The organism is Vibrio fluminensis (genome assembly GCF_015278125.1).
GTDB lineage: Bacteria > Pseudomonadota > Gammaproteobacteria > Enterobacterales > Vibrionaceae > Vibrio > Vibrio fluminensis.
Genome location: NZ_JADILO010000001.1, coordinates 356700 through 380192, shown reverse-complemented (window position 1 = coordinate 380192; position 23493 = coordinate 356700). Strand labels below are relative to the sequence as shown.

General features: G+C 42.4%; 20 protein-coding genes and 4 tRNA genes. 12 read left to right on the top strand and 12 right to left on the bottom strand.

Features of this window, described 5'->3' with window-relative positions; genetic code table 11:
* Window positions 1-141: 141 nt before the first annotated feature.
* From IRQ95_RS01700 to IRQ95_RS01675, 6 genes are all read right to left on the bottom strand, one after another.
* On the bottom strand, window positions 142-531 hold the full coding sequence (locus tag IRQ95_RS01700) for a GspS/AspS pilotin family protein (protein ID WP_194435276.1): 390 nt from the start codon (window positions 529-531) through the stop codon (window positions 142-144).
* Between the two features lie 2 nt (window positions 532-533).
* On the bottom strand, window positions 534-830 hold the full coding sequence (locus IRQ95_RS01695; RefSeq protein WP_123781595.1) for a YciI family protein: 297 nt from the start codon (window positions 828-830) through the stop codon (window positions 534-536).
* Between the two features lie 110 nt (window positions 831-940).
* The gene (gene yciA, locus IRQ95_RS01690) at window positions 941-1336 is read right to left on the bottom strand and encodes an acyl-CoA thioester hydrolase YciA (RefSeq protein WP_194435275.1); all 396 of its coding nucleotides are present in this window, start codon (window positions 1334-1336) and stop codon (window positions 941-943) included.
* Window positions 1337-1504: 168 nt separating this feature from the next.
* Window positions 1505-2044 carry a septation protein A gene (locus IRQ95_RS01685; RefSeq protein ID WP_194435274.1) on the bottom strand — a complete coding sequence of 180 codons (540 nt, stop codon included), beginning with the start codon at window positions 2042-2044 and terminating at the stop codon, window positions 1505-1507.
* Between the two features lie 98 nt (window positions 2045-2142).
* Window positions 2143-2364, bottom strand: coding sequence for a hypothetical protein (locus IRQ95_RS01680; protein WP_194435273.1), 222 nt, complete (start codon window positions 2362-2364; stop codon window positions 2143-2145).
* A 106-nt stretch (window positions 2365-2470) separates the two neighbouring features.
* Window positions 2471-4948, bottom strand: coding sequence for a hybrid sensor histidine kinase/response regulator (locus IRQ95_RS01675; protein ID WP_194435272.1), 2478 nt, complete (start codon window positions 4946-4948; stop codon window positions 2471-2473).
* 623 nt (window positions 4949-5571) lie between these two features.
* Here IRQ95_RS01675 and ihfA point away from each other — a divergent pair.
* Complete coding sequence (gene ihfA, locus IRQ95_RS01670) at window positions 5572-5868, top strand: integration host factor subunit alpha (RefSeq protein ID WP_075649928.1); 297 nt, start codon at window positions 5572-5574, stop codon at window positions 5866-5868.
* A 142-nt stretch (window positions 5869-6010) separates the two neighbouring features.
* On the opposite strand, the gene IRQ95_RS01665 is transcribed toward ihfA, so the two are convergent.
* Together IRQ95_RS01665 and efpL are read right to left on the bottom strand one after the other, a co-directional pair.
* Complete coding sequence (locus IRQ95_RS01665) at window positions 6011-6331, bottom strand: HI1450 family dsDNA-mimic protein (RefSeq protein ID WP_194435271.1); 321 nt, start codon at window positions 6329-6331, stop codon at window positions 6011-6013.
* A gap of 2 nt (window positions 6332-6333) precedes the next feature.
* The gene (gene efpL, locus IRQ95_RS01660; protein ID WP_194435270.1) at window positions 6334-6903 is read right to left on the bottom strand and encodes an elongation factor P-like protein EfpL; all 570 of its coding nucleotides are present in this window, start codon (window positions 6901-6903) and stop codon (window positions 6334-6336) included.
* Between the two features lie 169 nt (window positions 6904-7072).
* Here efpL and IRQ95_RS01655 point away from each other — a divergent pair, with 169 nt between their 5' ends.
* Both IRQ95_RS01655 and IRQ95_RS01650 read left to right on the top strand, forming a co-directional pair.
* Window positions 7073-7840 carry a nucleotidyltransferase domain-containing protein gene (locus tag IRQ95_RS01655; protein WP_194435458.1) on the top strand — a complete coding sequence of 256 codons (768 nt, stop codon included), beginning with the start codon at window positions 7073-7075 and terminating at the stop codon, window positions 7838-7840.
* A 157-nt stretch (window positions 7841-7997) separates the two neighbouring features.
* On the top strand, window positions 7998-10079 hold the full coding sequence (locus tag IRQ95_RS01650) for an EAL domain-containing protein (protein WP_228481062.1): 2082 nt from the start codon (window positions 7998-8000) through the stop codon (window positions 10077-10079).
* Here IRQ95_RS01650 and IRQ95_RS01645 read toward each other — a convergent pair.
* The 3 genes from IRQ95_RS01645 to IRQ95_RS01635 all read right to left on the bottom strand — a co-directional run bounded on the left by IRQ95_RS01645 (window position 10065) and on the right by IRQ95_RS01635 (window position 15050).
* The gene (locus tag IRQ95_RS01645) at window positions 10065-12428 is read right to left on the bottom strand and encodes a DNA polymerase II (protein ID WP_194435268.1); all 2364 of its coding nucleotides are present in this window, start codon (window positions 12426-12428) and stop codon (window positions 10065-10067) included. The genes IRQ95_RS01650 and IRQ95_RS01645 overlap by 15 nt on opposite strands.
* Window positions 12429-12579: 151 nt before the next feature.
* The gene (locus tag IRQ95_RS01640) at window positions 12580-14436 is read right to left on the bottom strand and encodes an Lnb N-terminal periplasmic domain-containing protein (RefSeq protein ID WP_194435267.1); all 1857 of its coding nucleotides are present in this window, start codon (window positions 14434-14436) and stop codon (window positions 12580-12582) included.
* Window positions 14437-14564: 128 nt separating this feature from the next.
* Window positions 14565-15050, bottom strand: a complete 486-nt coding sequence (locus tag IRQ95_RS01635) for a DUF3015 domain-containing protein (RefSeq protein WP_194435266.1) — start codon at window positions 15048-15050, stop codon at window positions 14565-14567.
* Window positions 15051-15481: 431 nt separating this feature from the next.
* Between IRQ95_RS01635 and uvrY the strand changes: the two genes are divergently transcribed.
* From uvrY to IRQ95_RS01595, 8 genes are all read left to right on the top strand, one after another.
* Window positions 15482-16126 (top strand): UvrY/SirA/GacA family response regulator transcription factor, encoded by a 645-nt coding sequence (gene uvrY, locus IRQ95_RS01630; RefSeq protein ID WP_194435265.1) that lies wholly within the window; start codon window positions 15482-15484, stop codon window positions 16124-16126.
* Entirely contained in the window at window positions 16126-17958 is a 1833-nt protein-coding gene (gene uvrC / locus IRQ95_RS01625; RefSeq protein WP_194435264.1) for an excinuclease ABC subunit UvrC, read from the top strand. Before uvrY ends, uvrC begins: the two co-directional genes overlap by 1 nt.
* A 75-nt stretch (window positions 17959-18033) precedes the next feature.
* The gene (gene pgsA, locus IRQ95_RS01620) at window positions 18034-18591 is read left to right on the top strand and encodes a CDP-diacylglycerol--glycerol-3-phosphate 3-phosphatidyltransferase (protein WP_194435263.1); all 558 of its coding nucleotides are present in this window, start codon (window positions 18034-18036) and stop codon (window positions 18589-18591) included.
* A 265-nt stretch (window positions 18592-18856) separates the two neighbouring features.
* Window positions 18857-18930, top strand: a tRNA-Cys gene (locus IRQ95_RS01615).
* Between the two features lie 4 nt (window positions 18931-18934).
* Window positions 18935-19010 (top strand) — tRNA-Gly (locus IRQ95_RS01610).
* A gap of 146 nt (window positions 19011-19156) precedes the next feature.
* Window positions 19157-19243, top strand: a tRNA-Leu gene (locus IRQ95_RS01605).
* A 44-nt stretch (window positions 19244-19287) separates the two neighbouring features.
* A tRNA-Gly gene (locus IRQ95_RS01600) sits at window positions 19288-19363 on the top strand.
* Between the two features lie 437 nt (window positions 19364-19800).
* Window positions 19801-21276, top strand: a complete 1476-nt coding sequence (locus IRQ95_RS01595) for a GGDEF domain-containing protein (protein ID WP_194435262.1) — start codon at window positions 19801-19803, stop codon at window positions 21274-21276.
* Here IRQ95_RS01595 and IRQ95_RS01590 read toward each other — a convergent pair whose 3' ends face one another.
* Window positions 21277-22356: a PQQ-dependent sugar dehydrogenase gene (locus tag IRQ95_RS01590; RefSeq protein ID WP_194435261.1), complete on the bottom strand. Its 1080-nt coding sequence runs from the start codon at window positions 22354-22356 to the stop codon at window positions 21277-21279.
* Between the two features lie 220 nt (window positions 22357-22576).
* Between IRQ95_RS01590 and IRQ95_RS01585 the strand changes: the two genes are divergently transcribed.
* Entirely contained in the window at window positions 22577-23341 is a 765-nt protein-coding gene (locus IRQ95_RS01585) for a TetR/AcrR family transcriptional regulator (protein ID WP_194435260.1), read from the top strand.
* Window positions 23342-23493 lie beyond the last annotated feature (152 nt).

Below are 23493 nucleotides of genomic sequence, written 5' to 3'. Positions count from 1 at the left end.
TCGTAGTGTAAAAAATGCAAAAAAAGATTCACATTATCATCATGAGCTAGCAATAATCAGGAGGTTGCATAATGAGAATGGGTCCGGCCAAAAAAATGCCTTGGTGACGACCAAGGCATTATCAAACCGTTCTAAGTTGCTCTAGTTTGAAGTGCAACTTTCTTCGCTGACAAATTGATCAAGCATCAATTGCCCACGTGTATTGCGCATTTTCAGACGGTAGCTCAGACCGGCTTCTAAGTTTGCCTTGGTGTCTTTGTTAGAACAGTAGTAACTAATGCCACGATTCATAACTTGCTCAATAGGCTTTGCACCTGCTTGATCTTGGTTATACACCATCATAATCTCAATTGTCGTGCCTTTAGCTGTAGCACGCATAATTGAAAGTGGTCCAGCTTCAAGTGGAAGCTCACCAGCAAGCACACTCGCGCGATTGCTCGCGAGAAGTTCTAGGTGCTGCTGTTGGGAATTACCAGCGCATCCCGCTAGCGTAGCTAGGGTAATGAGACTAGTGAAAAAGCGCAGTTTCATAATTAAAATACTTTCTTAAATGGCTTAACAATCACTGATTGGTATACGCCTGCAGTAATATACGGATCTGCATCAGCCCATGCTTGTGCCGCTTCAAGCGAATCAAATTGTGCAATAACAGTAGAACCAGTAAAGCCTGCTTCACCTGGATTGTCTGAGTCAATCGCTGGCATTGGACCTGCTGTTAATAGGCGGCCTTCATCTTGTAATGTCTGCAGGCGAGCTAGGTGCTCAGGACGAACACTTAAGCGTTTCTCAAGCGAGTTTTCAACATCTTGTGAAAAGATAACGTACCACATGCGGATTTCCTTTTATTTTTAGGCAATGGTTGTTTGTTGGCATAACTCTAACTTATCACACAGTGAGTTAGGTTACTGATTATCGAAAATGTGATTGATTTTATGCTTCGTTAGCAATTAATTGCACGTGGCTTGCCGTTGCTGTCAATTGCTACATAGTTGAATGTCGCATCGCACACCATAAATCTATCTTCAAGACCATGTTCTTTGACAGGTTTAACCCAAACTTCCAGATCGATACTCATCGATGTACGACCGATTTTGGTACATTCCCCGTAGCAGCACACCACGTCGCCGACTTTTACTGGCTTTTTGAAAGTGATGCTTGAGACTGAAACCGTAACGATACGACCACCCGAGATTTCTTTGGCAAGGATACCACCAGCGAGATCGAGCTGTGACATGATCCAGCCCCCGAAAATATCACCATTGGCGTTGGTGTCGGCTGGCATAGCAAGGGTACGAAGAAGAAGTTGTCCTCGAGGTGAGCAAATTTCCTGACTCATTTTGACATCCACAACATAATGACGTCACTTCAGTGAGCAACGGTAAGTTAATAACAAAAAAGCGACCAGCGGTGGTCGCAGTGCTACCTGAGCATTTTGAGGTTACTTAGGTATATATGCCATTAATTATACCTCAGATAGAGGGAAAAGCACCTGTTAGGCAAACGGTTATTCCTCGTTGTTCTCTTTTGGTAACTGTTTATAAATATAGAGCCCAGAGAAAACAGTAAAGACAAAGGTTGCGGCCAGTAAGCCAAACACTTTAAAGTTGACCCACACATCGAGTGGCAGCTTAAACGCAACATAGAGATTGAGTAAAGCACAGAGGCTGAAGAAAAAAGCCCAAGCCCAAGTGAGTTTAGCCCATACTCGGTCAGGTAATGCGAGTTCTTTACCAAGCATACTCTTTATCGCGGACTTGCCTATTAAATGGCTAACGATTAAACCCAGCGCGAAGAGTGTATAAATAATCGTCACTTTCCATTTTATGAAGTCGTCGTCATGGAGCAAGACAGTCATGCCCCCGAAGATGGCCACCATTAAAAAGGTAATCTGCTGCATCTTTTCGATTTTTTTGTACAAAGCGTAAGTGACGCTGAGTTGAACAGCGGTTGCGACGATTAGCGCACTGGTTGCGATATAAATATCGAATGCCTTGTAGAGAACAAAGAAGATGATGAGAGGTATGAAGTCGAGCAGTTGTTTCATGGATTAACCAGATCGCATAGTGATCTGTTCAGTCTACATAAATACAAAGGTCTGACAATGCTCTGGTTCAGCTAACTTTAGTTTTCATTTCTGTCTCATCAATACGGGATCATCGATTTGCGATCTTCTAGATAACCTTCACTACGCAGGCTTTCAACCACAGAGACTAGCTCTTCATCGCTCATCTCTGAGCAGCTCTCTTTACCAATAATTAGGCTAAGGTAATGAGGTGGGTCTAACCGAGCAATTTGGCCAAAACGGTCGTCAAGCAAACTCTGGATACCATGTTCAATCAGATTGTAATAAGTAATACGGTTCATACTTTGCTCCTATTTAATGGTGCGGCAATGTAATGACGCGATAAATAAGAAGCATATTAAATGCCAATTGTGACTTCATTTCGTTCTATTTTGTGGAAATTGCGAATTAATACAATTTGGATTCAATGGCAAGTTTAAGCGCTTGTTTGGTTGTAGGTTTGGTTAATCGGCCATCCATAAGTTGTCGAATTCTTGCTAGCTCAATCTGACCGGACTCACCGGAAAGCGCATAAATTGGCAAAGTAGGTTTATGCTGTTTGATCAATGTTGCTGCTTCAAATCCATCCATAACAGGCATTTGAACATCCATAAATACGAAGTCGACATCGGACTGACGGAGCATATCGACCGCCACTTGGCCATTATTTGCCAGTACTACCTCATAACCGAGTTGATTGAGTAGCAGTTTGACAAGTTGCCTTTGGATTTCTTTGTCATCTACAACCATTATCTTTGCTGATTTATGCTTTGGTTTGTCGCTGTAGCTTGCATCGGAACTATTAAAAGTAGGCAAATTATCAGGCAAAACAAGTGGTTGTGGTGATGCTACGCCTGCCGGAAAGGAGAGGTGGAATTCGGTGTATTCGTTCATTCTTGAATAGCATTGAATCGAACCTGCAAAAGATTTCATTACTCTGCGGCAATAACCTAGGCCGAGTCCACTTCCACCAGTTTTGTTATAGGAGAAGAAATCATCAAATACGCGATTCAGTAGCGAGCTTGGTATTCCTGGACCAGTGTCTCGGATGATTAAGAAGTTTTCATACTTTCCAGAGAGCGTCTTTATTTCAATGCGCGACTCGGGATGAGAATCAAAATAGTAAATACCATTGCGGAGTAAGTTGAAGATCACAAAGTTGAAGAGAGTTTCATTCACTTTAATAAAGAAATCTTCCGATATATCAATGGTAATACGGTTTCGGACATTACACGACTCATAGGCATAGCGTTCAATTGCAACCGTTACAGCCTGTTTGATAGACATCTCACTGGTTGGTTCTTGCTCTAGAGAGGCGTCGTTCACTTCACGGAGAATGATATCGATTAACTGACGTCCTCTCTCAATTGAACATTTACCTTTGTTCAGTTCCGCCTCTAACTCTGAATTGGGAGCCTGATGCTCGAGTTTCTCATGGAGCAATTCAAAATGAAGTTGAGCTTGTGCAAGAGGGTTGCGCATCTCATGAGCAATAGAATTTGCGAGAGCCTGCGCCTGATGCACCTTCCGATCTGCGTTAATGTAACCCTGAGCTTTGATCAACGCATATTGTAGAGCTTTAACTTCTTCGTAGAAGTACATTTGACCACTAGGCTTGTTTTTCGCCAGTAATAGATGGCTCATACGACGGTTCTGGTCAAAAATCGGCAGGACGAGCGAAACCTGCTCAGATCTCATCTTAAAATAGATTTTTTTCAACACTTTCCCAACGGCCACTTCGCCGAGAACAAGCTCTTCTAACTCTTCAAAAATTAATACACTGTCTTGTTTGTATAGCTGGGATGTGTATAGCTTCTCATCTTGCAAGTTGGAGACTAACTGCAGGTCGTTTTTGCTAATGTTTAGAGTCTTAGCGATTTTGGCAAATGCGTTGGAGGTAGAGTTTTGGAATTCATCGCCAAGTGAACGAATACGATTGTCAGGCGAAGTTTTTTGACCAAATACAATCTGACTACATAGTCGATTTATTTGTGAAGAAAGACGGTGCCAAACTAATCCGGTTAGCAGACAACTCATAATGATAACGGGAGTTGTATCAAAGGTCGGTAGCATACCAAATAGTAAGCTAAGTGGTGTGATAATGATAAAACTCGTTATCACTAAAGAGATACAGGTATAGATTACGTGGCGGTTGCTGTAGAAACGATAGGTCATCAATGCATAGCCAATAATCACTATCTCACTAATGGCGAATGCAGGAGGCAGCCAAGATAGCGAAAAGTCATTAAGCAGTAATGGAATTAAGCCATTGATAATGATTGAAGACGCCATAAAAATGCCAATGCCAGTCAACATGTAAAGGGATTTTACTTGTTGTAGAGCCCTAGCTTTGTGCGAGTATAAATAGATATTTTGCAGCGTAATCGTCATCAAAATCAGTATCGATATGAAGAACCACTTCCCATTCTGGCCGAAATGGATTTCGTAGCTACCAATTTCGGCAATCGCAACACCAATAACAGTGTCTCCAGGGAGATAGTTCAAATAAAGCGTTATGATGGAAACTGCCACGATTAGGGTACGTTGCAGATATTTAAGCCACGAAGTGAGCACTTCTGAAACGAGCATTTGCGTAATTAAACAAGCAAAAATAAAGGCAGAAAATGACGTGAGGTTGGTGAATAGCACCATACTTATCACTAACGCTTCATCAACTTGAGCAACATATGGGGAATAGAAAAATGCGCTACCTATCACCCACATCATGATTGAGGATGAATAGAGCAAGTAGGGTGTTCCGATCCTGCGGTCAAAGCCAGAGTGAGAAGAGCGTATTGAGCGTATAAAGTAAACCACCCAACTTGCAAGTACAATGATGACACCAATCAGTAAGATAAACGCTGGGTGTAATGCGTACTCAAACATTGCCCGCTCCAACGTTACCGTTCAGAGACTGAGGTAAGGTAATAGTGATAGATTGATTCATTAAAATGAGCGTGGCTACATCCATATAAGCTGTCATTTTGTGCGATTGAAACATTTATACTGAATTAACCCACAAAATGGACACTGTTGTAAACCGTGGTGGCGCGTACCATGTCGCATTCTCTAGCAGTTTTGTTTAAAGACGGCTATTTTCTACAGTGCCTCAGAAGACTCAGTAAGATGTTGTTTCTATGAGGATAGATAACGTGTTACCTCTTTAGAGGTGGCAAGCATTCAAAATGAAATTTATAGGATCAAATTTATCTCGCAAATTTATTTTGCCCTCAAGATAGAGTTAAATTTCTATAAATCATCTATCAGCAGCTGAATTAACTTAAAATGTCAATTATACATGAATTTAGTTTTGCCATTTTACAGATAGCAGTAAATGTATCTATATGTTTTGTATGTTTTTTCACTTTCTTGACAGAAAAAAGTTGGCGAAAATCATAAGGTTGGCATACACTTCCAAATGATGTGCCTATGTCATTGATTGGCTGGGCTAAATGCTTTGGCGCTGCTGAAAGGCAGTGATGTTTGAAACAGCTTTTGAGGATAATTCTATGGCGCTCACAAAAGCCGATTTGGCCGAGAACCTGTTTGAAAAGCTTGGATACAGTAAACGCGATGCCAAGGAAACGGTTGAGGCATTTTTTGAAGAGATTCGCAAAGCGCTTGAGAATGGCGAGCAAGTGAAACTTTCAGGATTTGGTAACTTTGACTTGCGCGAGAAGAACGAACGTCCTGGTCGTAATCCTAAAACAGGTGAGGACATTCCGATTAGCGCACGACGCGTAGTGACTTTCCGTCCTGGGCAAAAACTAAAAGCTCGCGTAGAGACTATTAAAGGCGAAAGCTAATTCTGCTGTCGAAGGATCGATTCTTCTTTATTACTTGTCACGGGGTATATATTGACGGCAAATAAATCGTTGTTAATGTAAGTCAAGTAATAGAAAAACACCCAAGCATGCTTGGGTGTTTTTGTCTCTAGCGAAACCTGACTTAGTCACGTTTCCATAAGATATGACAGAACTTATTGTCTGGATCACGACTTACGAGCAGTCGAGCGAATACGTCGTCCAGTACATCGCTTTCTTCGTTAACTAGACCTACACGCACTTCTGCATACACTTCTTTGTCAACGTCAAAACCAACGTGTGCTACCCAATCGTCACCTGTTTCAACCAACTCGGCTGCACCACGGTCTTCAAATTGCGCAGTAAATAAAATGACATCAGCCGCTTCTAGGTTATCTGGCGCCATCTCTAAGAAAATGTCATAAGCGGTGTCAATCACGTCATCGTAAGAAATCAGTTCAATCATAATTATGCACGGCTCATGTATTTGCGTTCAGCAGTGTTCACAATGATACGATCGCCTTGTGCAATGTATTCTGGAACTTGTACTGTTAGGCCAGTTGATAGACGAGCTGGCTTAGTGCGAGCAGACGCAGAAGCGCCTTTGATTGAAGGATCAGTTTCTTCAATAACTAGCTCAACCGCAGCTGGTAGTTCGATAGCAACTGGAGAGCCATTTACTAGTACTACCATCACACCTTTGATATCTTCAGTCACAAACATTAGTTCGTCTTCGATATCTGACTTTTTAAAGTTGAATTGCGTGTAATCTTCATTGTCCATAAAGATGTACTCGTCGCCGTCAACGTAAGAGAAAGATACAGCACGCTTAAACATATCAACAGTTTCAACAACGTCATCTGACTTGTAACGTTCGTCTGCACGCGCACCTGTGTTTAGGTCAACACAACGTAATTTGTAAATCTTCGCGCCGCCACGTCCACCAGGAGTCGTCACTTCGATATCTTTGATTAGCAGAGTTTTGCCGTTTGCATCAACAATCGCAAAACCTTTCTTTAGCTCACTTGCCTTAGGCATGAACAATTTCCTTCATATGAGTTATAAGGGCGGCATTATATCCTCGTTATACGATCCTCGACAATAACTGAAATCGTATCAAACGTGGAATAAAGCACGTGTTGGTCTTGATTGAAACATCCCAGTGAGAGATTATGTTCGACCAAGTGAATTAGCTTCAGATTCTTTGATGATTTTATCGGCAATTGATCCCAAACAACCTTTCCAACCTGAGTATAGTAAAGCAGTTACCGAATTAGTGACGGCGCTGCGTTCGGGGTTGGGTAGCAATCTGCATAGTATCTATATTTATGGCAGTGTAGCACGTAAGCGAGCAACACCATCTCGGTCAAATCTGGATGTAATAATTGTTACACAACAGGAGTTTAGCTCTCATCGTTCCACTTTATTCAATACAGTAAAGTGGCGTTTTCAGAAACAATATCCGCACATCACCGAAATTAGCTTCAAAACGGCCTTGGTGAGTGAAGTGGCTTCACTGGAAAGCATTTTTTCATGGGGGTTCTTATTACGCCACTGCGCGGTTTGTGTGTACGGCGAAAACCTATCTGAGTGTTTTGGTGACTATGAACCAAGCTGGGAGATCGCTAAACATTGGAATATGGATATCGAAGATTGGCTAACGGTATATAGAAATCGAGTGGTGCGGGCGAAAGATGAGCAAGAGCTCGGCGCGATTCAACGTCTAATTGCAAAAAAAATGCTCAGAGCAAGCTATGGTCTGGTTATACCCAGAGATCGCGCTTGGTATGACTCACCAATAGATTGCGGGAAACACTTTTTGCACTATCACCCAGAGATGCAAGTCGAAGTAGAACGGTTAGTGATTATGTTGTCAGCAAGAGTTATTGCTAAACGTTCGATTGTCGGAATGATCGATTCATTTGGCGGATGGTTATCAAAGCAGTATCAAAAAACAGAATTTAGAATTGGCTAGGTTAACTTCGTTTGATGTACATCACATAAAGCAAAGTAATCTGGCGTTAATGTCTCACTATTTTCTATGCTCAGTACTTAAATTGAAACTTATCACAAAGTATTGAAATAAATTAATTTATAATCGGTCAACGTGTTGTTCAAGGATGAGCTTCAAATTGGCAAATGCATTAGGTCAATATTTCGATAGTTTTAAAGCAATAGTGGCAGAACAGTTGTCCGCAATAAGAGAAAGCTTGTTGTGGATATTACCTTGCTTGATGATTATCTCCTTAACGTTATTTTCCGCTTCTTTGGGCGAATTTCTATTTGGAAATGATGAGCCTTGGGTAAAGTCCCTGTTTGAGTTGTATTATTTCGTCAATGAATTATTCCCTATACTACTGACTGCGGCACTCTCTTATATATTAGCTATGCGTTGGCGTTTACCTCGCCCGCCTATCGCGTTAGTACTCATTGTTTACCTTTCTATTTTTGACCAGCTTTTTGGCGTTCGAGATACAACAGTCGTATTTGAATTGCTTATATCCTTAGTGACACCTTTATACGCCGTACCATTGATTGCCTATATCTATAGTTTGCGCTGGATGAAATTTGTTACTAATAATCACCTTGGCCGGATTGTAAAAGAATCACTAAATTTGATTTTGCCGTCGATTATTGTCGGGATCATAGTATTGTTAGTGAATTCTACATTGATCATCGCTATAGAATCGAGTGATGTTTTTAACTTGTTTTCAATTAATTATGATGACTCTCCGCTAGGTTTTGGCGTAGTTTTTGCTATGGTTAATTCCCTGTTTTGGTTTGTGGGTATTCATGGTTACTACGCATTGCTGCCAATGGTTGATGTACTGCAAGGTGCTGTTGATTCTGCGCAATATCAAATGTATTTGAACGGCACCACAGACTATATTCTGAATCATTCTTCCATGGCAGCATTTACTTTTTTAGGTGGAGCAGGGGCGACGCTTGGATTAGTTTTGGCGTTGCTGTTTTTTAGTAATAATAAGGCTCATCGACTAATTGCATTAGCTAGTTTGCCTCTAGGTTTGCTAAATATTAATGAAGTCTTGTTGTTTGGTTTGCCAATAATATTTAATCCTCGTTTGTTTATTCCTTTTCTTTTAGCTCCGGTTATAAATACGGCTATTGCCTATCTGGCGATTGGTGGTGGCTTAGTTCAGGTGCCGGTAACGGGTATGCCCTTTAGTAGTCCTGTGTTTTTTAATGCCTGGATTGTTACTCAGGGAGATATAAATGCTTGTTTCCTTCAGCTTTTCAATATTTTCGTTTCATGTTTGGTCTATATTCCATTTGTATTATTCTTAAATAGAACAACAGGTGATAAGACAATATTATTTTCATCTTTGGATACAACATATTCGCGCCGAGCGGAAGAAGCGCACACATTAAGTGATGACCGCGTTAGTCAGATGGCTCTAGCGCAAAAGAGAGAACAAGAATTAGAATTGAAGCTTCAAGCATTTAGTAACCAAGAGTTTTGCTTGCAATATCAACCACAAATCTGTCGCGTAACCGGACAAGTGATTGGCTGTGAGGCACTAATTCGGTGTGTAGATAAACAGGGAAATATTGAATATCCCGGTTCATTTTTGCCTGAGTTTGAACAAGCAGGATTAATGAAAGATATTGATCGCTGGGTTGTCATACAGGCTGTACATGACTTGAAAATTGCGATTGCCGAAGGTTGGGCTATCCCGACTAGCGTCAATTTAACCGCAGGTACAATTTTAGATAGTGAGTTGATGAAGCAGCTCACCGCTTATATTAGCCGCGTAGGCGAGTATATCCATGTTGAGATTACAGAGGAGTCCTTACTTACGGACCGTGAGAAAGTCGCAGCATCACTGCACGCTCTGCACAGAGTAGGCGCGAAAATTTGTGTTGATGATTTTGGTGCAGGGTATTCTTCGTTAAGCTATTTGTCGATGTTTGACATCGACGTAATCAAGATTGACCGCTCTTTCATTGGGACATTAGGAAATGTGAAAGGACAGAAAGTGTTTAATGGCTTGATTAGTGTCGCTCAAGACTTAAATTTATCTGTTGTTATTGAAGGGGTTGAGACAGAAGAGCAACTTGAGCGCATTCCGTTGCGAAATCATCTTGCTATTCAAGGTTGGTATTATAGTAAGTCACTATATCAACCTGAGTTGAAGTGTTACATTGCTAATCGTAATCATAGTCGTAGCGAAATGATGTTAGAACAATCCTAATTGTGGTTCGCTCAACGTTTTAAAGTCTAAACCAATGAAAGGCAATATCGCGTCTGCAACAGGTTTAAGTTGCTTCTCAATGTAGTGCTGATAATCAATGGTGCTCTTCAAGTACTCTTTTGGTTCTGGCCCATTTAGGGTGATGAGATATTCAATTTGTCCGCGATTTTGGTATTGCAATGGTCGGCCTAGTTGGCTGTTTATTTCATCTGCCATACGAGCAGCGCGTACTTGCGGAGGAACATTTTTTTGGTACTCACTAAGCTTTCTTCTTAGCCGCTTTTGGTAGACTAAGCGGTCGTCATATTGTCCTGCTAAAGTGTGTTCAACAAACTGCCTAACAAATGCGGCTGGAGACTCACCATGAAATATCATCGTATAAAGTTGTTGTTGGAATGACTGGGATAGTGGGGTCCAGTCGGTTCTCGCGCTCTCTAGTCCCTTAAAGATCAACCTTTCATTTTCGCCTTCACCAATCAGGCCTGCGTAGCGTTTCTTTGAACCTGTTTCTTGGCCGCGAATGGTTGGCATTAAGAATTTACGGTAATGGGTTTCATATTCGAGCTCTAGAATTGAATTAAGCGCGTATTCCTGGCTTAAATGGTCGCTCCACCATTGGTTGATATAGCCCACAAGCTCCTGCCCAATCTCGTCAGCTTGAGTTTGTGAGAATTGGCCGTTAAGGGAAACGAAGGTTGAATCGGTATCACCATAAATAACTTGATATCCTTTGGCTTCAATCAAGATTTTAGTTTGCTTCATGATTTCATGCCCGCGCATGGTGATGCTCGACGCAAGGCGAGTATCGAAAAAGCGACAACCAGATGAACCTAGAACGCCATAAAATGAGTTCATGATGATTTTTATCGCTTGCGAGAACGCTTTATCATTGTTGCGCTTTGCGATATCACGAGCAGCCCACAGCTTCTCGATCATCTCGGGAAGAAAGTGCGCTGTACGATGAAACTGCCCCCCTCTAAAGCCAGGTACGGCTTGATTCTCTTGTTTGCCGATAGGTTGCTTTAAACCTTCTATCAAACCCATCGGGTCAATTAAGAATGAGCGAATTATAGAAGGGTAGAGACTTTTGAAGTCGAGAACTAAAACTGAGTCGTAGAGATTGGGTATCGAGTCCATGACGTATCCGCCAGGACTGGCAAGCCAATTTTCAGGATAAAGGTTTGGCGCGACGTATCCTGCACGATGCAATTGAGGTAGATACAGGTTGGTAAAGGCTGCGACTGAGCCTCCGACACGATCCAACTCGACACCGGTGAGTTTGGAACGCTCTATAGCGAATTCAAGCAAATGCGTATGAGTAAAGATTTTATTTACTAGCACACAATCTTGTAGGTTATAGCGCGCCAAAGAGGCTTTATCATGGCGAAACATATGGTTGATTTCCGCCATTCGATCATGCACGTTATGGATTTGCTTACCTTCACCAAGTAGCTCTTGTGAGACGGATTCAAGTGACCAACTACGGAAATGATAAGTCGCGGTTTTTAAAGTATCGATACCGTCCAAAACAACACGTCCAGGAATCGAGATAAATGCTTGTTGAGTCGTATTCGAAGTCCGGAAAAAGCTCGCTTGGTTCGCCCGACCAATAAGTAATCTTAACTTGTGCCATTCGGCGCGTTTATGCAGCAGACGAAAGTCAAAATCGATGACGTTCCAGCCAATGATGACATCAGGATCGTATTGTTTGAACCAGAAAATCAGCGTTTCAAGTAAGGCTTTTTCATCTTTAACCCATTCAATTGGGGTATCGCACTGCTGGGGTTCTCCGATCATAATGACTCGGCTGTCCATTGGGCTATCTAAGCCAACCGAGTAGAGAATCCCTTTTTCTGAACATTCAATGTCCAGCGAAACAACTTTTAGCGCAGGGGTGTAATTAGACTTTCGACACTTAACTTGGCTAATGGATAAATAGTTTTGCTGAGGCTTTATTGCCCCTGTGTATTCAATACCACCTTGAATAAAACGTTCCATCAAGTAGCGATCAGCAAGGCGAATATCGTCTTCAAAGTTCGCGATATCGTGTTGTTCAAGCTGTTGAGAGAGTCTTTGTGATTCTTTGATACTCTGACAGTAGCAAGCAGTCAGTGGCGTTTGATCAAAATGCTTTAATTCGAGAGGTTTGAATTCACAATCAATTTTAAGCTGTTTTGTGACTAGACTGACGGAGTGTTGATCTTTCTGCGCAATGAAAAATACCGGTCGCTCTCCTTCAATCAACAATTGATTGGGACCGGACTCTCCTGTTACCCACAATTCGATTTGGGGTTTGCCATGTATGTCACGAGCTTGTCGAGTGAGTAAGAAGCCTTGATGAATGGTCAAAGAAAAGTCCTGTACTATAAAGGGTAGATCTAAATCATCGCCTGATTGCACTTGATATTTCAGGGTTGTAGAAATAATAAAGGGCGATTGCTCGCCCTATTATATACCTAAGTTGTTGCAAGATGCAGAGAGAAGCTTTTCTTGCAGAGGATTAAAAGTAGATGTAGGCGTTTAGCTTGCCCGTGACTTCTTCTTCACCCCAGTGTAGGTAGCTTACTTGACTGCGTAGGGCGAAGTTACGTTCAATTTGCCAATGCCAACTTGCGGTCGCTTTTGCATTTTGGTCTGCATCGCTATCGACAAGTGCTAGGTATTGTCCCTGAAGGCCAATGCGATGGCTCTCTGCGACCTGATAAATCATCCCAGCTTCTAGTCCACCACCCAATGTGGCATCGTAATCAGTCAGTTCACCGCCACTGACTTCTGCTGACAGTAAGCCATAGAAGTGCAGTGATTCGGCATCTCCCCACGCTTTACCATAACCACCTTGACCAAACCAGCGGCTTTCCAACTTACCTTCATTTGGCATACGGTCGTAACCGATGCGAGCATTCCAAGCTAAGCTATCAAAAACACGATTGCTTGGTGCAAGTGCCATTGCGTCAATAAAGTAGAAGCGATCGAGGCGAGAAGTCCCTTGTTCATCGACACTTAATTGCGTGTCTAAGAAACTGATTTTGGCACCAGGAATAAATCCTTGCTGTGAATCAAGTAAATCATGGTATGCGATGCGGCCTTCGAAGGTCATCATTGCACCATAATAATCGCTGTATTGATAACCGAGTCCAGCACGAGCAGATGCATGGCCTTTTTCTGGTGAAATCTCTGGAGTCGGTACTTCACTAAATGGCGAGTCTACTTTGATGCGACTGCGTTGATAGAGTAACTCAGTTAAACGTTTTGCCGTTGGATCGCGCTCTAGCCCTACATCATACAGTTCAAAGTTGAGCCATTCATAAGAAAATTCGAGTATGGCTGCGCGCTCTTCTTCACTGTATTCATCGGCACTTGGAAACTCACCTTGCTTAGCGAGAATCGCAGCATCGAAAAGTTCAGGATCAATTTCATTGGCTTGATGCAATAAACGCGTACCAAAAGATTCGCGATAAGCTGGGCGTTCGAGTAAGTTGGCATTGTTAAGTGCTTCAACCGTATCGGAAGGGATGGCATGCAATGGGAAGTTGTTGATCAGTTGCAGATCATCTCGAGCCAGTTCTAGCAACGCGAGCAATTGATATGAACAGTTCTCGTCAAGGAAGTAGTAATCGAATTCTGCTCGTTGCATTTCCCAAAGGTGGAGGAGAATACGTTCGACTTCTTGCTCATTTAGCTTGAGTTTATATTCCCAAATATCACGAGATTCAATGTCGTTATATTCTCTAACTTTGCGATAGTAAGGCATGACAGTAAAGCGGCCAGGGTAGCTACCCACTAAACCCTTGATAGCATACAGCGCTGCATTGTCTTGAGTTTCCGGCTCAGCAGCAAAGTTAATCGCAAACGCGACCAATTCTTTATGACGGGTTTGATCCTTAGCATCAATTCTTAGCAAAGTGTGGCCGAACATCGATGACGGATTGTTCATAAAGGCGGTAGGGAAAACCAGCGTCATTCCTTCTGGATCCAATACCTCGCGCCAAGTTTCAAGCTCCGGACAATCTAACTGAGCGCTTCGACCTTGTTTGGCCTCGAGCCAAGTATAGCGAGCTGGGTATTCGCAACGCTTCTGTAGGGCAACGGATTGGTCTTGATTGTAAAGGGCATCAATGGTTGCTTGCAGTTCGCTTTGTGGAGAGCTTTCACCTTGATCCGATAGATAGAATTCATCGCTATCAACCGTGCCTTTATAGCCAGAAAAAGTATTAGGAATATAATGGCCTAATTTCAACCAATAAGGATCTTGAGCAAGAGATTCGATATCGAACGACGTCGCTGCAGATGAAGAAAAAGATGCCGCACTTAACCCACATCCAGCGAGCAGTACTTTAGAAATCAGTGAATGTTTCATTCAAATCCGTAGAAATGTTTTGTATTTAGAGAGTTGAGTATTTTGGCGTAGGGTAAAACACTTAACTCTCTAAACAGTTACAAAAAAGTGCCCAAACGAGGGCACTTTGAGTTCAACTTAAGTTGAAATTAGATAGCGTAACCAGCTAGTGCTGAATCTTCAGCTACTAGGTTGTTTAGGTTAGCAAATACTTCTTGAGAAGTTACGTTCTCTGATTTGAATACTTCTGCGAAGTTTTCTTGAGCTAGAGTGTTGAATGCTGCTTTGTCAGCTTCTTGTACGCCCCAAACTTCAGATAGAGTCGCTAGAGTCTCACCTTCGCCTTTAGCGATGTCGCGAGCTAGGTTATCCATGTTGCCATCGATAAATAGAGCTAGTTTCTCAGAAGAAGAGATAGTGCCGTTGCCGTCACAGCCAAGAGTACCAAATGTGATACCAAAAGTTTGGTTACCAGAAGTGCCGTTTGTAGTCGCACCTAGTACTTTAAATACTTTACCTGACTTGCCGTCAAAAATCATAGTACCTAGACCACAACCGATGTCCTGATCAGCCATAGCAACTTGAGATAGAGGAAGAGTTGCAGCTAGAGCAGCCACCGCTAGAAGCTTTTTCATAATATGTCCTTAATGTTATACCGTGCTAATTTCTACACATTAGCATTCAGAAACGCAGCAATTGGTTAATTACCACAGCGTGAAAAATAAATGAAATTGGTTTCATTTTCAATCGATGTAACAAAATAAAAATGGCGATTACTCTCAAGTCTGGGCTGAAACATGCCGTATAGCGTAACGCTATGACTATTCGTTACTTTATTTTAAGTTCGTCTGTCGGGAAATGATTAATACATCATCACAAAAGTGCCCTTCTTCGGGATATTTGCCGGACTGATTCGATATCCTAAAATTAGTACTTGCTAAACTTTGCGTTTGCGCACATATTCGGAGTAATGAAATTTTCATTTTTGAGTTAAACTAGGCAACCAAGTTGCTATCCACTGTCCTCGGTGGGTGCAGAGCCAAAACAATAGTGTGGAGATACAAGATTGATTAGTGTTTTCCTTGTAGATGATCACGAGCTGGTTCGCACAGGGATACGACGTATAATTGAAGACGTCCGTGGAATGAACGTAGCAGGGGAAGCTGTAAGCGGTGAAGACGCAGTAAAGTGGTGCCGAAGCAATCACGCTGACGTTGTCTTGATGGATATGAATATGCCGGGTATTGGTGGCTTAGAAGCAACCAAGAAAATCTTGCGTTTCAATCCAGATATGAAAATCATTGTCTTAACTGTTCATACGGAAAATCCGTTTCCGACCAAAGTGATGCAGGCAGGTGCCGCTGGTTATTTAACCAAAGGCGCAGGTCCCGATGAGATGGTTAATGCAATTCGAGTCGTTAATAGCGGCCAGAGATACATTTCACCTGAAATTGCTCAACAGATGGCGTTAAGTCAATTTTCTCCAGCATCGGAAAACCCGTTTGCCGATCTGTCTGAGCGTGAATTGCAGATCATGATGATGATCACTAAAGGTCAAAAGGTAACGGATATTTCAGAGCAGTTGAGCCTGAGTCCGAAAACCGTGAATAGCTATCGCTATCGCCTGTTTGCCAAATTAGGTATCAGTGGCGATGTTGAGCTAACTCACCTTGCTATCCGACATGGAATGCTAGATACCGAGACTTTGTAGTGAGTTCATCTTTCGACTCGGTTTCTTTTTTAAAGACTGTAACCAACCAACCCGGCGTTTACCGAATGTATAATGCCGAGTCGGTTGTTATTTATGTCGGCAAAGCAAAAGATCTAAAAAAGCGCCTTTCTAGTTACTTTCGCAAGCAAGTGGATAGTGAGAAAACTCGCGCGTTAGTCAGTCATATTGATAAAATCGATGTGACGGTCACGCATACCGAAACTGAAGCGCTGATTCTCGAGCACAACTACATTAAGCAGTATTTGCCCAAGTACAATGTATTGCTTCGTGATGACAAATCTTACCCTTATATATTCATAAGTGCGCACAAGCATCCTCGTTTATCTATGCATCGAGGTGCCAAAAAGCGTAAAGGTGAATATTTTGGCCCCTATCCAGATTCAGGTGCTGTTAGAGAGACACTGCATCTAATCCAAAAAATCTTTCCTGTCCGCCAGTGTGAAGACACTGTCTACGCTAACCGAACAAGACCGTGTTTGATGTATCAAATTGGACGTTGTGCGGGACCTTGCGTAAGTACCATTATCTCTGATGAGGAATATCAAGAATTAGTCGAATACGTGCGTCTATTTTTGCGTGGCAAAGATAAGCAAGTGTTAGAAACCTTGATAGGGAAAATGGAAACAGCCAGCCGTGCACTTAAATTTGAAGAGGCGGCTAAATTTCGCGATCAAATTCAGGCGATACGTAGAGTTCAGGAACAGCAGTTTGTTTCTGAAGATTCTATGGACGATTTGGATGTGCTTGGGTTTGCGCAGGAAAATGGCATTGCTTGTATTCATATCTTGATGATTAGACAAGGAAAGGTGCTTGGTAGTCGAAGCCATTTCCCCAAAATTCCGAATAATACAACTAAGCAAGAAGTGTTCTATAGCTTTCTGAGTCAATATTACCTTAGCCACAATGAAGCGAGAACGGTACCAACACGTATTATCCTTAATCAAGGTCTGCTGGAAGATACCAGTTCTCTGCAAGAGGCATTGTCATCCATTGCGGGACGTAAAGTTCAGTTCCATATCAACCCAACTGGCACTCGAGCTCGATACTTAAAATTATCGAACACTAACGCGTTAACCGCAATCACGACCAAGATCAATCATAAAATGACTATTTCTCAACGTTTTAAAGAGTTGAGAGAGTTATTAGGCTTAGATTCGATTCAGCGCATGGAATGTTTTGATATCTCTCACACTATGGGTGAGAGCACCATCGCATCTTGCGTCGTGTTTAATCAAGAAGGTCCTGTAAAACAAGAATATCGTCGTTACAATATTACGGGCATTACAGGCGGTGATGATTATGCAGCGATGGGGCAAGCGCTAGAGCGCCGTTATTCAAAGCAATTAGACGTGGAGAAAATACCCGATATTGTTTTCATTGATGGTGGTAAAGGGCAACTTAATCGAGCACATGAAATCATTAGTCAGTATTGGGGTGATTGGCCTAAGCGACCTCGATTAATTGGTATTGCTAAAGGGGTAACTCGTAAGCCAGGTTTGGAAACCTTGATCACAACAGATGGTGACGAATTCCATTTGCCGAGTGACGCGCCTGCGTTACACCTTATGCAGCATATTCGCGACGAAAGCCATAATCATGCAATTGCTGGTCACCGAGCAAAGCGAGGTAAAACTCGCCGAACAAGTGCGTTAGAGGGAATAGAAGGGGTAGGGCCCAAACGTCGACAAGCCTTACTCAAGTACTTAGGAGGGTTACAGGAGTTAAAACGAGCAAGTGTAGAAGAAATCGCCAAAGTGCCGGGTATTAGTCATTCTTTAGCAGAAAACATTTATCAAGCATTGAAACAATAGTAAAAATCCAGCACCATAAGGGCCTGTTTTTTAGGTAGCAAACAGCGAAATACGCACACCATAAGAGCCAATAATATGCGTTTTAACATCCCGAACATCCTTTCTCTACTGCGACTGTTCCTTATTCCAGTTTTCGTAGTAGCGTTTTATTTAGATTACCACTGGGCCCCATTCGCTGCCGCGATGATTTTCTGGGTAGCCGGCTTCACCGATTGGCTTGATGGCATGCTTGCACGCAAGCTTGGACAAATGTCTCGTTTTGGTGCTTTTATTGACCCTGTTGCGGATAAGGTGCTTGTTGCTACCGCACTAATCCTAATTACGGAAGATTACCACACCATCTGGATTACCATCCCAGCTGTAACTATGATCGCTCGAGAGATCATCATTTCGGCGCTACGTGAATGGATGGCAGAGATCGGTAAACGTGCGAGTGTCGCCGTTTCATGGGTGGGCAAGGTTAAAACCGCCTCGCAAATGTTGGCTCTGTGGTTATTGATATGGCAACACAATGACGTGATGGTTTGGGTTGGTTATGCAGCCTTGTATGTAGCAACCGTTTTGACTTATTGGTCTATGGTGCAATACCTACGAGCAGCTAAAGATGATCTGTTGAACGAAGAGCATCATTAAAAAAAACGGGCATTAGCCCGTTTTTTTATATCCCAATGTTGAAAATTTGCTTTGGTAGTAGGGCAACTAATTAACAGAAAACCACTTTAAGTTAGCTTTATAAGCGATTGAATTGCCAATAAAGTGAGCAATTTAACGGCTTTTGATTGTATTTTGTTCAAACGATTTAAAAAACGAAAAATAGTGTTGACTCATCAGTGCGAATCCGTAGAATGCATCCCGTACCCAAGAGGAACTCAACAAAGTTCTCAAGGGTGATAGAGATGGCGCCTTGGCAGAGTGGCTATGCAGCGGATTGCAAATCCGTGGACCTCGGTTCGACTCCGGGAGGCGCCTCCATCTTGCGACACTAGCTCAGTTGGTAGAGCGCAACCTTGCCAAGGTTGAGGTCACGAGTTCGAACCTCGTGTGTCGCTCCAAGTTTTATTGGAATGATTGGCTTGCACGAGTAACCTCGTGACTGAATCCAGCTGAGTCGTTCCAAATTAAAAGTTAGCGATTTAAAGTCGATAACTAGATGGTGTCTTACTTACTTCAGTAAACCCACACAGATTTAGATTTGTGTGCCCTGGTGGTGGAATTGGTAGACACAAGGGATTTAAAATCCCTCGGCGTTCGCGCTGTGCCGGTTCAAGTCCGGCCCGGGGCACCATCTAACCCATTGAGTTGTTTAGGTAAATAGCCTAGATGGCTGATGCGACACTAGCTCAGTTGGTAGAGCGCAACCTTGCCAAGGTTGAGGTCACGAGTTCGAACCTCGTGTGTCGCTCCAATATAAACGAAAAAGCCCTGGCCAATTGGTCAGGGCTTTTTCGTTCATATCAATCTCAATACTGCCAATCCAACAGCAAATGCTGGCTCGCCATTTTTAAATATTATTCACTGCAAATACTGCAATCTACAATTCAGATTTCGACATGCCACGCATGCTGAGTATTATGATGCGCTAATTACAGTATAAGATTTAACCTTGTTTACAATTTGCAATACGATATAAAAGCCAGTAAGCCATACTGGAGTAACCTGCGTAAGTTGAATGCTCGAGATGCGATAAAAGGCAGCGAATATTAGGGGGCTTAAACTAGGTATCTAGAATCATTTTATGGATAGTTGGCTATTGTTCCTCTATTCAAACGTAAAAATAGTCTTTACGTTGGCCAACACTGCTTGTTAACCACTGAGAGTGTGCCCGTATCAGGATAGGCAGTTATGATAACACTGGTAAGAAAGTTGACAGTTAGCCAAACTCTTTTTCTCACTCACCTTCTATTGGCCGCTGTGACTATCTCTGGGATGAGTATCGCGCGATACGAAAGCGAGTGGGAGCGGCAAGTCTATTTTTCTGCCACTCTAGCCAAACAAGCTTTACAAGCTCACGTTGAGTCCTTTTCCCAGTCGGTTGGTAACGCCAGTTACGCATCCATGACGTTACCATCCGTAAATAATCATTTTGCCTTGATGGGTAATGTCATGTTTGTTGAAGTTTCGGGGGTGTCTGATATTGGCCATAAATCAGTGATAGTTCGATACGTCCCACGAACTGCAACCGTATGGCGAGCAGACTTAAGACAAGCAGATCTATACAAATCCGTATCTAAAGTGAACAAGCTTGAATATCTGTTGAATCAACTGGACACACAAGATACTTTGCAATCGCGTAAGCTAGAATATTTACTGGAAAAAGCCCGCGCGGATCATCATCTCGTCAAGTCTAGTAGTCAAATCTCCTCCCAATTTGTGCTTGATTGGCATAAGCCCAATCAACTAGAAACGGACTATTTATTAGATAGTCATCAGTATATTTTGCATATCGTTTTACCATTGAACAATAAGCAAGGTGGATCTATCTGGGCCGTTTTTGACGCGAAAGAATTAAAAGAGGTGCAGGTTAATTTAGCTAAAACCATCATTAGAGAAGCCTGTATTGCAATTATCTTGGCTTTAGTCGTCGTATTCTGGACAGTTTACTGGATCGCCCAACCATTGAAAAAGCTCGCTACGAGCATGACAACCTCTCTTAACTATCGAGACTTAGATGGATACCCGGAGTTGCAGCGAGGGGATGAAATCGGCCAACTCACCAGAGCTTATCGAGCATTACTACTCAAAATAGATCAGCAATTTGATTCGTTACGTGCAAAATCTAATGCAGACTCTTTAACGGGATTGGGATCGCGTTATAAGTACACCAATACCGTTATTCCGTATTTACAACGGCACCTTGCTACCGACCGAGTTGTTGGATTGATGATTTGTGATATCGATAACTTCAAAGCTTATAACGATATATACGGGCATATGGAGGGTGATAAAGCGCTTATTAAGGTTGCCACACAACTAGAATCTAAATTGACCAATGTTGATTTAGCGTTTCGCTATGGTGGAGAAGAGTTTGTCATTCTTTGTTGCCGCAGGAATATCGAAGAATTAGAACACGTTGGTGAAATGCTACGTCGTTCCGTCGAAACCACTACGATCGAACACAAAGGTAACGCCCAACACGATGTTGTCACAGTGTCGATTGGCGGATCTTTTACCCAAGTTAATCGTGCTCAGTATATAAATGTAGAATTTGAACGCTTGGCTGAATCGCTATTCAAATCAGCAGATCAGATGATGTACCAATGTAAAAGCTCTGGTAGGAACCGGATTAAATGGACCGAAAGCCCAGAGCTAATTCTTTAATTATAAACCTTGAGTTGGCAATAGTTGATAGATCTTACCGCTATCGGTTGAAAATAGAATCCGGTCATTGGATGTGACTAACAATGCGCGAATTCTTTCCCCTAACTCCACCAAGATACGAGACTCATCGCCGACTGCATTTGCATCAAGCTCAACAATGTTTAGATGAGTGAGTTTAAGAGCTCCAATCAGAAGTTTTCCATCGAGCTCGGGATAACGCTTACCGCGGTATAGCACCATACTGCTGGGCGCGATTGATGGGATATAAACTTTACGAGGTGATTGGATGCCTATTTTGTCGGTGGCCTCCCCAACACTAATAGGCCCCCAATATTCTTTCCCGTGTGAGGTGATAGGCCATCCGTAGTTTTCTCCCTTCAATATCAAATTGATCTCGTCACCACCACGTGGACCGTGTTCAGCAGACCATAGTTTGTTATTACTTTGGTCATAAAATAACCCTTGGGGATTGCGATGTCCGTAGCTCCATATTGCGCTGGCGATCTCACTAGAAGAGACAAATGGATTGGTTAAAGGGACAGCGCCATCCGGCATCAGACGGATGATGCTACCGGCATGGGTTTGCAAGTTTTGACCGTTGCTTCGCTCGCCTCGATCTCCAATCGACAAATAGATATGTGAGTCGTCGAAGGTGATGCGGCTTCCATAATGTCGACCTGAGGTTGAGCCAGAAAAAGAGACAAAAATATCTTTAAGGTTAATCAGCTTATTTTCGACTAATTGCCCCTTTGCTAATACTGTTTCAATACCGGAGGAGACATCGCGGCTATACGTAAAGTAGTACTCACCCGGTTTAAATGGTGATCGAGCAACATCGAGAAGCCCGCCTTGTCCGGTGGCCACAACATTAGGAAAATTGAGAATTGGTTGATAATCACCAGAATGCCAATTTAGGATTCCAACTCGGCCGTTACGCTCAGTCACCATGACCCGTTTTGGATCGATTTCCGCTATGCCCCAAGGAACATTAAGGCTATCCGCTATCAGTTTGACTGACCACTCACCAGCATAAGAAGTGACGCTAGATACAATGAGTAACAATGATAAAATCCATTTCATCCTAATTCCTTGTCTAAGTGACTGCTATTAATTAGTTTAGCAAAATCAAGATCTATCAATACAATCAAAAATATTTATCAACGCACTTGAACTTGATGCATATCTGCAATATTATGACGAAGCGTCAAAAGTGACGAAGCGTCATTAAATGGATTCGTTAGTGGATTTTAAACATGATATAATTACTGTCTAAGGATGTATGAACACAGGCAGTTAAATCATGTTTGGCTTTTGTTGTGACAAAAAAGAGCAGAGCTTAAGTAAAAAGCAGCAGGCTATTGCAGATCGTGAAATAGAGTTAGTGCTATTGGCTAAGTCACTAGTACAAGAGCAAGGCTTTAGTAACTTAACAATGGATAAGTTAACCGCCTTGAGCTCTTATTCGAAAGGAACGATTTACAACCATTTTTGCAGTAAAGAAGATGTGATTATTGCGTTATGTATTCATACGCTTAAATCTGAGGCTCTGCTTTTTGCTCGCGCTCAACAGTTTGCGGGAAACAGTAGAGAGCAGGTGATTGCGATGCACGTAAGTTATCGTATTTACGCTCGCATTGAACCTGTACTATCTACTTGTGCGATCATGGCAAAAAGCCCTTGGGTGCTAGAAAAAGCTTCACCAGAACGGGTCAAGCAAATGAATGATCTTGAAGAGCAAGTGATTTCTTACGCTGATGGTTTGGTGCAAAACGCGGTAAAATCCGGAGACTTGAGGTTTTCTGCTGGCATTGGCTCTGATTCAATTGTATTTGCCAACTGGTCGATAGCTTTTGGATCGAATGCATTAGCTCAAAATGCATCTCAAAGCCATTGTATACGTCGTTTACAGGATCCATTTACGGTACTAAATAACGCCAACATGTTGTTAGATGGTTTAAATTGGAAGCCTCTTTCTAGTGAGTGGGATTACCGCAAAACATGGCAACGTGTAGAGCAAGAGTTATTCAAAGATGAAATAGAATATCTCCAATCGGTTGGTCGTTAATAGTTTAAAGCCCTTCGGGGCTTTAAAAATGCCATTTACTGACGATTCGTCACTTTTGATTGTGCTAGCCTGTCTGAGGTTAGCCGTAACAAGGTAGTTGATTGTTAAACCAGTTAATTCTGGTTTTTATTTCAATTATATTGACGAAACGT

Coding starts and splice junctions, on each gene's coding strand:
- IRQ95_RS01700 (WP_194435276.1), bottom strand. CDS start 531: ATGAAACTGCGCTTTTTCACTAGTCTCATTACCCTAGCTACGCTAGCG.
- IRQ95_RS01695 (WP_123781595.1), bottom strand. CDS start 830: ATGTGGTACGTTATCTTTTCACAAGATGTTGAAAACTCGCTTGAGAAA.
- yciA (WP_194435275.1), bottom strand. CDS start 1,336: ATGAGTCAGGAAATTTGCTCACCTCGAGGACAACTTCTTCTTCGTACC.
- IRQ95_RS01685 (WP_194435274.1), bottom strand. CDS start 2,044: ATGAAACAACTGCTCGACTTCATACCTCTCATCATCTTCTTTGTTCTC.
- IRQ95_RS01680 (WP_194435273.1), bottom strand. CDS start 2,364: ATGAACCGTATTACTTATTACAATCTGATTGAACATGGTATCCAGAGT.
- IRQ95_RS01675 (WP_194435272.1), bottom strand. CDS start 4,948: ATGTTTGAGTACGCATTACACCCAGCGTTTATCTTACTGATTGGTGTC.
- ihfA (WP_075649928.1), top strand. CDS start 5,572: ATGGCGCTCACAAAAGCCGATTTGGCCGAGAACCTGTTTGAAAAGCTT.
- IRQ95_RS01665 (WP_194435271.1), bottom strand. CDS start 6,331: ATGATTGAACTGATTTCTTACGATGACGTGATTGACACCGCTTATGAC.
- efpL (WP_194435270.1), bottom strand. CDS start 6,903: ATGCCTAAGGCAAGTGAGCTAAAGAAAGGTTTTGCGATTGTTGATGCA.
- IRQ95_RS01655 (WP_194435458.1), top strand. CDS start 7,073: ATGATTTTATCGGCAATTGATCCCAAACAACCTTTCCAACCTGAGTAT.
- IRQ95_RS01640 (WP_194435267.1), bottom strand. CDS start 14,436: ATGAAACATTCACTGATTTCTAAAGTACTGCTCGCTGGATGTGGGTTA.
- IRQ95_RS01635 (WP_194435266.1), bottom strand. CDS start 15,050: ATGAAAAAGCTTCTAGCGGTGGCTGCTCTAGCTGCAACTCTTCCTCTA.
- pgsA (WP_194435263.1), top strand. CDS start 18,034: ATGCGTTTTAACATCCCGAACATCCTTTCTCTACTGCGACTGTTCCTT.
- IRQ95_RS01595 (WP_194435262.1), top strand. CDS start 19,801: ATGATAACACTGGTAAGAAAGTTGACAGTTAGCCAAACTCTTTTTCTC.
- IRQ95_RS01590 (WP_194435261.1), bottom strand. CDS start 22,356: ATGAAATGGATTTTATCATTGTTACTCATTGTATCTAGCGTCACTTCT.
- IRQ95_RS01585 (WP_194435260.1), top strand. CDS start 22,577: ATGTTTGGCTTTTGTTGTGACAAAAAAGAGCAGAGCTTAAGTAAAAAG.